The 11,255-nt window shown below is 68.7% G+C and carries 10 protein-coding genes; 9 read left to right on the top strand and 1 reads right to left on the bottom strand.

Annotation, left to right across the window (positions count from 1 at the left end; all coding sequences use genetic code 11):
• Positions 1-40: 40 nt before the first annotated feature.
• The 7 genes from BLW38_RS02075 (at position 41) to BLW38_RS02045 (ending at position 8,360) form a co-directional block, all read left to right on the top strand.
• Complete coding sequence (locus BLW38_RS02075) at positions 41-700, top strand: DUF7263 family protein (RefSeq protein ID WP_092813587.1); 660 nt, start codon at positions 41-43, stop codon at positions 698-700.
• On the top strand, positions 693-1,169 hold the full coding sequence (locus BLW38_RS02070; protein WP_092813584.1) for a DUF7262 family protein: 477 nt from the start codon (positions 693-695) through the stop codon (positions 1,167-1,169). Before BLW38_RS02075 ends, BLW38_RS02070 begins: the two co-directional genes overlap by 8 nt.
• Before the next feature lie 154 nt (positions 1,170-1,323).
• Entirely contained in the window at positions 1,324-1,923 is a 600-nt protein-coding gene (locus BLW38_RS02065; RefSeq protein WP_092813579.1) for a DUF7261 family protein, read from the top strand.
• A 169-nt stretch (positions 1,924-2,092) separates the two neighbouring features.
• A complete protein-coding gene (locus tag BLW38_RS02060; RefSeq protein ID WP_092813576.1) occupies positions 2,093-2,962 on the top strand; it encodes a helix-turn-helix transcriptional regulator in 870 nt (289 codons plus the stop codon).
• A 228-nt stretch (positions 2,963-3,190) separates the two neighbouring features.
• A complete protein-coding gene (mutL, locus tag BLW38_RS02055; protein WP_092813572.1) occupies positions 3,191-5,698 on the top strand; it encodes a DNA mismatch repair endonuclease MutL in 2,508 nt (835 codons plus the stop codon).
• A gap of 100 nt (positions 5,699-5,798) precedes the next feature.
• Positions 5,799-6,809 (top strand): sugar kinase, encoded by a 1,011-nt coding sequence (locus BLW38_RS02050; protein WP_177167434.1) that lies wholly within the window; start codon positions 5,799-5,801, stop codon positions 6,807-6,809.
• A gap of 129 nt (positions 6,810-6,938) precedes the next feature.
• Entirely contained in the window at positions 6,939-8,360 is a 1,422-nt protein-coding gene (locus tag BLW38_RS02045) for a dihydrolipoyl dehydrogenase family protein (RefSeq protein ID WP_092813569.1), read from the top strand.
• 74 nt (positions 8,361-8,434) lie between these two features.
• Here BLW38_RS02045 and BLW38_RS02040 read toward each other — a convergent pair whose 3' ends face one another.
• Positions 8,435-9,721, bottom strand: a complete 1,287-nt coding sequence (locus BLW38_RS02040; protein ID WP_177167399.1) for a hemolysin family protein — start codon at positions 9,719-9,721, stop codon at positions 8,435-8,437.
• A gap of 339 nt (positions 9,722-10,060) precedes the next feature.
• On the opposite strand from BLW38_RS02040, the gene BLW38_RS02035 reads away from it, so the two are divergent.
• Positions 10,061-10,615, top strand: a complete 555-nt coding sequence (locus BLW38_RS02035) for an archaellin/type IV pilin N-terminal domain-containing protein (RefSeq protein ID WP_092813563.1) — start codon at positions 10,061-10,063, stop codon at positions 10,613-10,615.
• A complete protein-coding gene (locus BLW38_RS02030; RefSeq protein WP_092813560.1) occupies positions 10,615-11,208 on the top strand; it encodes an archaellin/type IV pilin N-terminal domain-containing protein in 594 nt (197 codons plus the stop codon). The genes BLW38_RS02035 and BLW38_RS02030 overlap by 1 nt, the downstream gene beginning before the upstream one ends.
• Positions 11,209-11,255: the final 47 nt, after the last annotated feature.

The following is an 11,255-nucleotide window of genomic DNA, read 5'->3' as shown; positions in this document are numbered from 1 at the left end:
GGGGGATCATTCTCGATCTCGAAGCCGTGCACAGGCGGCGTTGCCGGCGCTCGCCGTCGCGATCGTGATCCTGGCGTCGGCGACCGTCCTCGCCGTCACGATCGCCGACGACGCCCGAACCGCCGCGGAACGCGACGTCGCGAGCCGGGGGCTGGCGGTCACGGTCGCCGACATCCTCGTCGATCCGGAGGGGCCGACGACGCGGCGCCGGACCGTGCTCGACCGGGACGCAACGCTGGCGCTCTCGATCACGGCGATCGAGGACGCCGTTCCGGCGGTTCGTGACCGAGCGATCCGGGTCCGCCTCGCCGGCGACGCGATCGAGGACTGGACGGTCGAGGACCGGACGATCCTGGAACGGGGGTCGGTCCGTGGAGGGACGACCGCGAGCCGGATCGCGCTGCTTGCACGCTCGGAAACCCGAACCGATCGGATCACCGTCGATCCGGAGGCGGAACGAGCGCTGCCCGCGACCGCGCGACGCCTCACGGTCGAAGCCCGCTCGGGGAACGTCACCACGGTTCGGGTCGACGACCGGGTGGTGCTGTATCGCCCGAACGGGATCCGGGGATCGACGACGATCGACCTGCCGCGGCAGGGCACCGACCGGCTCGTCCTCGAGGGGACCGGCGTGGTCGGACTGCGGGTCGAACGGGAACGACGGACGCCGGTCGTCATCACGGTGACCGTCGATGCGTAGCTGCGAACGGGGCGGGAGCGATCCCACCGTGGTCCTCGATGCCGGTCGACCGGGGACGCGCGGTCAACTCTCGCTGTCGGCCATCGAGGCGGCGATCGGCGTGACGTTCGTGCTGGCGATCGCGACTTCGTTCGCGGTCGCGCCCGCGGATCCCGGCGTGGCCACCGCGGACCTCGATGCCTCGGCCACCGACGTCGCGACGGTGCTCGCGAACGAGGGGAGCGCGGGATTCGACGACGAGACCGCGGCCGGGCGACCGCTTCCCGCGGCGATCGTGACCGCGGAGACGTTCGCGGCCGAGCGCGACGCGATCGACGCTCGCGCCGAGGCGCTCGTTCCCGATCGGCTCCAGTACCACGTGGAAACGCCACACGGAGACATCGGGATCGCGCCGCCGCCTGACGCCACCGTCGGCCGGTCGGCGATGACCACCCGGAACGGCCGGATCGTCGTGGCGGTGTGGCGATGAGGCGTCACCGCGGCGAACGGCTCGCGGTGAGACGCCCAAGACGGCTCGCGGTGAGACGCCCAAGACGGCTCGCGGTGAGACGTTCGGGACGGCTCGCGGTGAGGCGAAACGAACGGCGATCGCCGGATCCGCGACACGGTGACGGGGGTGAGCGATGACCCTACCCCGAACGGGGCGATCGGGCTCGGGCGGCCACGACCGCGGCCAGCTCGTCCTGCTCGCGGCGGTGACGCTCGCGCTGGCGCTCGTGCCGCTGTCGCTCGCATATCTACAACTCGGGTATGCGGGCGACATCGACGGCGAACCGGCCGTCGAAACGACCGAGACATCGGGGGCCGCCGGCGGAGCGGGGCCCGAAAGCGGAACCGGATCGTCGGTCATCGAGACGATCGATCGGACGGTTACGGTCCGGGAGGGCGACATCGCCGGATCCTACGAGTGGAGCGCCCGCGACGAGGCGGTGTCCGCGTACCGCGACGGCCTCGACGCCGATCTTGACGTGATCGAGGGGGCATCCCTCGAGGACGGGACGGTACTCGCCGTCACGGTCGCACCCGCCGTCGCAACGTCGCGTGCCGAGTCGGCGTGCCCGGGCGGCCCGAACCGCGTCTTCGGCGCCTGCGAGGCGGATCGCGGCGTCGTCGTACAGGACCGTGCGGGAACGACGACGATCGTGGCGGTCGCGTTCGAGATCCGTATCCGCCGGGCGGGAACGAGGACCACGATGACGATCGTCGCAACGCCGTGGGCGTGACGGCGTGCGGAGGCGGGCACGGTCGACGGCGTGTGGAGGCGGGCACGGTCGACGGCGTCCCGAACCGGTCGTGAAAACCCGCCTCGAGAACGCCGGTCGAGGCGCCGATCGAGGGGACGTCTCGCCCGTGGCGACACGTATTTGAGGACCTTTGCCGAACACGCGACCGATGCCGAGCGAGGACGCACACGAGGACGTCCGCTATCTCGCGGGGTCGCCCGGACGGATCGCGATACTCCGGGCGATCCGCGAGGAGCCGCTGCGCCCGGCGGCGATCACGCGACGCGTCGAGTCGACGCGAACGACGGTCCAACGCGTGCTTGCGGGGTTTCGGGAGCGCCGATGGGTGGTCGAACGGGACGCGACCTACCGGCTGACCGCGACCGGCGAACGGGTGTGTGACGCCTACGAGAACCTGCTTGACGCGACCGCGCGGGCGCGAGAGTTCGCGCCGTTCGCCGCCAACGCCGAACCGATCGCCACGGAGCTGCCGTCGGCGGCCTTCGAACACGGATCGCTGACGGTGGCCTCGGCCCAGGACCCGTTGGCGCCGGTCGACCGGCTGATCGATCGGTTCGAGGAGACCGAAAGCGCCGCCGTCAGGAGCGTCTCGCCCATCGTCTCGCGGACGTTCAACGAGGCCGCGATGGAGCTGCTCGGGCGGGAAACGAGCATCCAGCTCGTGATAGACGAACGCGTCCTCGAGACGTCGACCGAGTCGTTTCCCGAGGCGTTCAAGCGGGCGCTCGACCGCTGTGACGTGTCGGTACGCGTCCATCCCGATCCGCTGCCGGTCGGCCTGTTCACCGACCGCGAAGGGCCACGGACGTGTCTGATGGCCTACGACGACCAGAACACGCCACGGGCCCTGTTCGAGTGTACCGACGAATCGGTCCACGAGTGGGCGCTCGGGTGGTTCGATCGCGTCCAGGATCGATCACGGCCGCTCGAGGACGTGGTCGACGACGGAAGCGATCCGACCGGACGCGACGGTATGGATGCCGATGCCGATATCGGGGATGAATCGGACGTCGCGTGAACGCGCCGCCGATCACGGGATTTCCACGTGGTAGGGCGGCAGGAGGGCCGTTTCGTCAGACGGCGGCATCGCGAGCATCGCCGGTCGCTCGCGAGTCACCGTTTGCGCGGCGACGACCTATATGTATCCGCTGTCGGCTGTCTCATCCCCCGTGGGGGTGTTACCGACCCTGTAACAACTGACGGCACGACCGCACGTTCAAGTGGACCGCCCGCCGACGAGGGATGTATGAACGAGGGCGAACCCGGAACGGGGTCCGCGAGCGGCTCCGACGCGTCGTCGATCCGACACCTCGACGAGCGGACGGTACAGCGGATCGCCGCCGGCGAGGTCGTCGAACGGCCGGCGTCGGTGGTCAAGGAACTCGTTGAGAACGCCCTGGACGCCGGTGCGGACCGGATCGCGGTGTCGGTGACCGATGGGGGTACCTCCCGAATTCGGGTGCGTGATAACGGTGTCGGCATTCCACCGGCGCAACTGCCCGACGCGGTCGCCGAACACGCGACCTCGAAGATCGCCGACATTGAGGACCTGGATGCAGGGGTGGGAACGCTCGGCTTCCGGGGCGAGGCGCTGTACACGATCGGCGCGGTCTCCCGGCTGACCGTCAGGTCGCGACCTCGACCGGACGCACACGACTCCGTGCGCGGCGACGAGGGGGACGGAGGACGGACCGACGTCGATGTCGCACCGGACGCCGGAGCGGAGCTGACCGTCGAGGGCGGCGAGGTCGGCGCGGTTCAGCCGGCCGGCTGTCCGGTCGGAACGACCGTGGAGGTCGCGGATCTGTTCTTCAACACGCCGGCCCGACGGAAGTTCCTCAAGACGAACGCCACGGAGTTCGACCACGTCAACCGGGTCGTCACGCAGTATGCGCTCGCGAACCCCGACGTCGCGGTGTCGCTCGAACACGACGGGCGGGAGACGTTCGCCACCCAGGGAAACGGCGACCTCGAGAGCGCGGTGCTCGCGGTCTACGGCCGCGACGTCGCGACGTCGATGATCCCCGTCGAGTACACGGTGGACGACGAGACGCCGGACCCCGGCGAATCAGAATCCTCATCCCCCCTGGCCGGCACGCCGATCGAGCGCGTGCACGGGCTCGTCTCGCACCCGGAGACGACGCGGGCGAACCGGGAGTATCTCTCGACGTTCGTCAACGACCGCTACGTGACCACGAGCATCCTTCGGAATGCGGTCGTCGACGCCTACGGCGGCCAGCTCGCGCCGGATCGGTACCCCTTCGCCGTCCTGTTCGTCGAGCTGCCGGCCGGAACGGTGGACGTGAACGTACATCCTCGCAAGCTCGAGATTCGGTTCGACGAGCCGGCGGCGGTGCGTGAGACCGTCTCGGCGGCGGTCGAGTCGGCACTCCTCGACCACGGCGTGATCCGGTCGACGGCACCCCGTGGTCGATCGGCGCCCGCGGAGACGAGCGTGTCACCGGGCGAGGGCGCGTCCGCCGACGAGGAGGCGGTCGGCGGCGCCGGGACCCGACACGAGCAGGTTGCGGACGCTGCGGGAGGCGCGGACGCGACGGAGGCGAACGCGACGGACGACCCTGACGGTGCGGACGGTGGTGGGGTGAGCGAGGTCTCCCCGACGGACGGAGACGCCTGGTCCGTCTCCGGACTCGGCGACTCCGACCCGACGCCCAGGCCCGAATCCGGAACGATGACGGATGACGCGTCAATCGACGCCGACGCCGACGCTGACGCCGCGACCCCGCCGTCACCGAGGCGGTGGCAATCGGACGAGGATGGAGCCGCGTCAGGGGACGTCGAGGGCGAGACGAACACGGCGAAAAGCGAGACGACCGCGGAGACGGAAACGAACGCCGGGGCGACCGAACCGGACCGAACCGATTCGGTCGGGACGCCCGACAGGACGGACCGCGATTCGGGCTCGATCCGTGCGCCGACCGACCAGGGGACGCTCCCGGGCGCCGGGGACGGCTCCGCGGGATCGACCGCTGATCCCACGGCCGCTGATCCTGCGGCCGCTGATCCTGCGGCCGCTGATCCTGCGGCCACTGATCCCGCGGCCACTAATCCCGCGACCGCTGAAGCGGGCGAGACGGGACCGATCGATGGAACGACCGCCGTCGAGCGGGCCTACGACTCGCTGCCGCGGCTGCGGATACTCGGCCAGCATCGGGAGACGTACGTGGTCGCGGAGTCCCCCGAGGGATTGGTACTCATCGATCAACACGCGGCCGACGAGCGCGTCAACTACGAGCGGCTCCAGGACGTGTTCGCCGACGGCGCCCCCGCCCAGGCGCTCGCGGAGCCGGTGTCGATCGAGGTGACCGCCCGGGAGGCGGCGCTGTTCAAGGAGTTCCTCGGCGACCTTGACGAGGTCGGGTTCCGTGCCGAGCGGGCCGGCGATCGGGAGATCGTCGTCAAGGCGGTGCCCGCAGTCTTCGACGCGACGCTCGATCCGGAACTCCTCCGGGACGTGCTCGGGTCGCTCGTCGACGAGACGAGCGCGGACGACGCGCCCGTCAGCGACGTGGTCGACGAGCTGCTCGCGGATCTCGCGTGCTACCCGTCCGTGACCGGCAACACGTCGCTGACCGAGGGGTCGATCGTCGAGCTTCTCGCGGCGCTCGACGACTGTATGAACCCCTACGCGTGCCCGCACGGCCGGCCCGTGATCATCGCGTTCGACGACGGGGAGATCGCCGACCGGTTCGAGCGGGACTATCCCGGCCACGCGGGGCGGCGGCGTGACTGACGGGGCGGCCGGGGCGATGACGGACGGTTCGTCCTGATAGTACAGCGACTCGTTCGGCCGTACCACATATATACCCGGCTTCTGAGTGACTCTGTATGGAGTGGGAGCGGTGACGGATCTGGTGACGTTCGGGGAGACGACGGTTCGACTCTCGCCGCCGCGTGGCGATCGACTCGAAACGGCCCCGTCCCTGGACGTCCGGGTGAGCGGACCGGAAAGCAACGTGGCGGTCGGGGCCGCACGGCTCGGCGTCGACGCAGCCTGGCTCTCGAAACTGCCGGACTCGGCGCTTGGACGCCGGGTCGTGGCGGCGCTTCGTGGCCACGGCGTCCGGACCGGCGTCGCCTGGGCGGACGGCGACGCCGACCGCGTCGGGACGGTGTATGATGATCGCGGCGCGAACGCACGCGTGACCGCGGCGATCGACGACCGTGATGGGTCCGCGTTCACCACGATCACCCCGGGGGAGCTGCCGGGCGGCGTGGTGGAGTCGACCGACCGGTTTCACACGAGCGGCGCGACGCTTGCCGCCTCGGACCGGGCGCGCTCGACCGCGCTCGACCTGCTCGCCACCGCCGGCGAGGCAGGCGTTCGCCGGTCGTTCGCGCTCCGCCACGGGAGCCGATCGACGGGTGAGGACCGGCGGAACCGGCAGAGGGGTCGCGACCGGAACGGCGGAGCCGAACCAGCTGCCGACATCTACCGGGACGCGTTCGACCACGTGGACACGCTGTTCGTGTCGCGACACGAGGCCCGAACGGTGTTGTCGTGTGAGGGCGATGCGGTCGAGATCGTCCACTCGCTGCGCACCGAGTTCGACCTCGAGACCGTCGTCCTCACGCGCGAGGGGGCGGGCGCGGTCGCGATCGCCGCGGGGTCGGTCCACGAGGGGCCCGCCATCGACGGCGCCCATCGCGACCCCGACGGCACCGATGACGCGTTCGTCGCGGGATTCCTGGCGGAACGGATCGCGGGCGGCGACGTCTCGGACGCGCTCGAGCGGGGCGAAGCCACCGCGGCGGTGACCGGTCGGATCGACGGCGGAACGGCCATCGTTACCGGCGAGGAGGTCGACGCCGTGATCGCGGACCACGACGCGACGGAGCGGTGAGTCGACGTCGGCGACGGTGAGGGTGACGGTGACGCGATCGCGCGATGGTGGGCGATCACGGTCACGAGGAAGGCCGACGACGCGGGCGCGGTGGACAACGCTTACTACCGCCCGAGCGCGAGGATCGGTATGCACGTAGTCGTGATCGGCGCGTACGGGAGCGCCGGCGCCGCAGTCGCGGAGGGGCTTGCCCCCGCCGTCGGAACGCGGATCGACCAGCTCACGCTCATCGACGACGGCGAGCCCGGCGGGGGACTCTGCATCCTCGAGGGATGTATGCCCTCGAAGGAGCTTCTCTCGGCGGCCGGCCACCGGTTCCAGGGTCGCGTCGACGACCGGCTGACCGGCGAGCCACACGGGCTCGATCTGGACCGGATCGTCGCGGAGAAGAATGACCGGACGCGCGGCTGGGCCGGCCACCGGCGCGACTCGATCCACGAGATCGCGGACGACGAGAACGCGGAGTTCATCCACGCACCCGCGACGTTCGTCGACGACCACACGATCGAGGTCGACGGCCGGACGATCGAGGCGGACTACGTCGTGATCGCGACGGGGTCGGTCCCGAACGTTCCCGATATTCCGGGACTCGAGGAGGCGGGGTACCACACGAGCAAGGACCTGCTGCACGCGACCGAGCTGCCGGAGTCGGCGGTTCTGCTCGGGTTCGGGTACGTCGGCCTGGAGATGGCGCCGTACCTGGCGGAGGCTGGCGTCGATCTCACCGTGATCGAACACGACGAGCGCCCGATCGACGAGGCCGACCCCGAGTTCGGCGACGCGCTCCTCGACATCTACCGCGAGGAGTTCGACATCGAGATCCGGACGGAGGTCTTCGAGGAGCGCGTCACGGAGACCGACGACGGGATCCGCCTCGATCTGGTCGACGCTGACGGGAACGCGGCCCCCGATCCGGTCGAAGCCGAGTCGATCTTCTGTTTCACCGGTCGGGTGCCGAACCTCGACCGGCTCGGGCTCGAGCACACGTCGCTGTCGCCGGCGGACGACTGGATCGACGCGACGATGCGGCCCCCGAACGACGACCGAACCTTCGTGGTCGGCGACGCCAACGGCCGCGAGCCGATCCTCCACGTCGCCAAGGAGCAGGGGTATCAAACGGCGGAGAACGTCCTCTCGCACGCACGCGGCGAGCCGATCGAACCGTACGGGAACGTCCACCACCACGTGATATTCTCGGGCGCCGCGGTCTACCCGTTCGCCCGGGTCGGCCACACTCCCCGGTCGGCCGTCGAGGCCGGTCACTCGATCGTCACGGCGACCCGGCAGGCCAACGACGACGGCGTCTTCAAGTCCAAGGACGTGCCCCACGGGCTGGGCCGGCTCGTCGTCGACGCCGACGACGGGACGGTGCTCGGCTGGCAGGGCCTCCACCATCACGCCGACGTGATGGCGAAGACGCTCCAGCTCGCCGTCGAGATGGAACTCGACGTCCGGGAGATCCCGGACCGCGCATACCACCCCACGACGCCGGAGACCCTCGACGGCCTGATCCGCGAGTGCGCCGCGGGCGTGGCCGGCAACGCGGAGTAGCGGGCGTGGCAGGCGGCGAGAATAGCGGCGGCACCGAAGACGCGGATCACTCGGAGGCGTCGCAGCCGGTCGACCTACGTCCCCGACTCGTCGTGTGTCGTCCCATCCGGGACTGCGTCGTCCCGCCGCACGCGAACCTGCTCGATACGGTTCCGATCGGTCTCCTCGACGGCGATCGACACGCCGGCCTCGGGAACCGCCACAACGTCGCCGACCTCCCCGAGCCGACCGAGGCGGGCGGTGACGAGTCCGGCGATCGTCTCGTAATCACCGGCGCGCGGGAGGTCGATTCCGAGGGCGTCGTTCACCTCGCCGACGGTCACCTCGCCGTTGACGAGCAGGCCGTCGTCGGTGTGGCGCAGGCTGCGCGGCTCGCCGACCTCCGCGATCTCGCCGACGATCTCCTCGAGGACGTCCTCGATCGTGACGATCCCCTCGGTCTCGCCGTACTCGTTGACCACGACGGCCATCGGGGAACGCCGGGTCTGGAGCTCGGCGAGCAGCGCGTCGACGCGCCGGGAATCGGGCACGATGACCGGTTCGCGGAGGACGTCCGCGAGCGACAGCCCCTCCCGGAGTGCGCGCTCGGCGTCGCGGACGTCGACGATCCCGACCACGTCATCGAGGGAATCACGGTACACGGGCACCCGCGTGACGCGTTCGTCGGCGCACAGGCCGACGATCGCCGAAAGTGACGTGGTCTCGGCCACCGCGATCACGTTCGGGCGGGGGACGAGCACCTCGCGGACGCTCGTCGTCTCCAGGTCGAAGACGCCCTGCACCATCCGGCGCTCGCGGTCGTCGATCGCGCCGACGTCCTCGCCGGTGGCGATCAGCCGCTCGAGCTCGGCCCGGGTGAGCTCGGTCGCAGCGGCGGGCTGCGATCCCGTCAGCCGGTCGAGCACTGAGACGACGCCCTCGAAGACGGTCACCACCGGGGAGATGACGCGCTCGAAGACGGCGATCGGGCGGGCGACCAGGAGGGCGATGCGCTCGGCGTTGGCGACCCCGTAGGATTTGGGAGCGATCTCGCCGACGACCAGTATCAACACCGACATCGCGGCGGTGGCGATCGTGACGCCCGCGCCGGGGCCGTAGGCGGCCGCCAGGGTGGCCGTCGCCAGGCTGGCCATCGTGATGTTGACCACGTTGTTGCCCACCAGGATCGTCACGAGCAGTCGGTGGGGGTCCTCGCGCAGCCGCGCCAAGGCGGCGCCGTCGGGATCGGGTCCCGAGGCCAACGCCGCGATCCGGTGGCGCTCCAGCGAGAAGATCGCGATCTCGCTGGCCGAGAAGAACGCGCTACAGCACAACAGAACGGCGATCACGCCCCCCGCCATCACCATCGAATCGAGGATCATACCGATCCAACGACGCCGGGGTGAAATATAAACCGGGGCTGAGCAAGCGATGGGTTCCCAACCGAAGGAGGGCCGAAACAGACCGGGAAGCGTGGATCGGAACCGATCGGGAACGACGGGGCGGAAACGGGTCCCGCATCGATCCGGCGTCATACGGCCTCAGGATCGATATCTCGCGCCACCCGAAACGAGCCCGAATGACGCCGATCCAGGGCCGGATCCGACCCAAACCGCACGACTGCAGTTTATTATCATATGTGAAAATCGGGGACGAGGGTTTATGCGGGGTGTCTCCCTCGTGGCGAGTATGTCCGTGCGGAGACCACGGGCGTAGACACAATGTTCGAACGCATAACGGAAGACGAGGAACGCGGGCAGGTGGGGATCGGGACCCTCATCGTGTTCATCGCGATGGTGCTCGTGGCCGCGATCGCCGCGGGCGTGCTCATCAACACCGCCGGCTTCCTCCAAGAGCAGTCCGAAGCAACGGGCGAGGAAAGTACCCAGCAGGTCACCGATCGAGTCCAGGTGATCGGAACGGTTGGAGAAGATACTGATACTAATGGTACCAGCGATTTAAACACCTTCAACTTCACCGTCACTAAGAGTCCCGGATCGAGTGAAATCGAACTCACCGATGCAACAGTGCAGATCATTCATCCCGGTGGTTCATCAACGACAGCACTTACACAGGATGACATACACGGTGTCGGTGATAATTCGGGAACCGCACTCACCAGCGATAACGATCGCTTGAAGATCCAACTCGGCACTGCAGTACTCGAGGAAGGAGAGGATGCGACGTTCCACTTCACGACGGCATCCGGAGCAACGACGACGGTCACCGTGCGTGCACCGGACAGCTTCGACGACGGGGATACGGTGTTCCTGTAATGTTCGAGTTCATCACCGACGCCGACGAGGAACGCGGGCAGGTGGGGATCGGGACCCTCATCGTGTTCATCGCGATGGTGCTCGTGGCCGCGATCGCCGCAGGCGTGCTCATCAACACCGCCGGCTTCCTCCAGGAACAGTCCGAGGCAACGGGCGAGGAAAGTACCCAACAGGTCACCGACCGTATCCAGGTGATCAATTCGGTCGGGCTCCACGACGGAAGCAACGTGCAGACAGCGGATATCTCGATCACGAAGAGCCCGGGAGCAAACGACATCAACCTCTCGGAGACGACGATCGATCTCGTCGGGAGCAACGGCGGAACGACGCTTGGATATAATAGCGGTGGTGCGGACGGATCGAACTTCACTACGAGCGAGCCAGCGAGTAGTAGTGGTGACAACATACTCTCTGATGAACAACAGTACCAGATCACCCTTGATCTTACAAACATCGAAGCAGTCAACGACGCCAGTACTGGACTCTCAACGGGTAACACAGTAGAACTCAGGATTACCACACCCTCGGGCGCCGTGACCACCGTCGAACTGCGTGCGCCCGAGTCACTCTCCGGCAGTGCCGTCGAACTGTAACGCGATCACCCTCTTTATTACGTTTTTACACGGAACCCACAATACGA

This window comes from Halopenitus malekzadehii, assembly GCF_900108505.1.
GTDB classification, from domain to species: domain Archaea; phylum Halobacteriota; class Halobacteria; order Halobacteriales; family Haloferacaceae; genus Halopenitus; species Halopenitus malekzadehii.
The sequence above is the reverse complement of the archived record's forward strand: the minus strand, read 5'-3'. Positions and strand labels throughout refer to the sequence as shown.

Coding starts and splice junctions, on each gene's coding strand:
- BLW38_RS02070 (WP_092813584.1), top strand. CDS start 693: ATGCGTAGCTGCGAACGGGGCGGGAGCGATCCCACCGTGGTCCTCGAT.
- BLW38_RS02065 (WP_092813579.1), top strand. CDS start 1,324: ATGACCCTACCCCGAACGGGGCGATCGGGCTCGGGCGGCCACGACCGC.
- BLW38_RS02060 (WP_092813576.1), top strand. CDS start 2,093: ATGCCGAGCGAGGACGCACACGAGGACGTCCGCTATCTCGCGGGGTCG.
- mutL (WP_092813572.1), top strand. CDS start 3,191: ATGAACGAGGGCGAACCCGGAACGGGGTCCGCGAGCGGCTCCGACGCG.
- BLW38_RS02045 (WP_092813569.1), top strand. CDS start 6,939: ATGCACGTAGTCGTGATCGGCGCGTACGGGAGCGCCGGCGCCGCAGTC.
- BLW38_RS02040 (WP_177167399.1), bottom strand. CDS start 9,721: ATGATCCTCGATTCGATGGTGATGGCGGGGGGCGTGATCGCCGTTCTG.
- BLW38_RS02035 (WP_092813563.1), top strand. CDS start 10,061: ATGTTCGAACGCATAACGGAAGACGAGGAACGCGGGCAGGTGGGGATC.
- BLW38_RS02030 (WP_092813560.1), top strand. CDS start 10,615: ATGTTCGAGTTCATCACCGACGCCGACGAGGAACGCGGGCAGGTGGGG.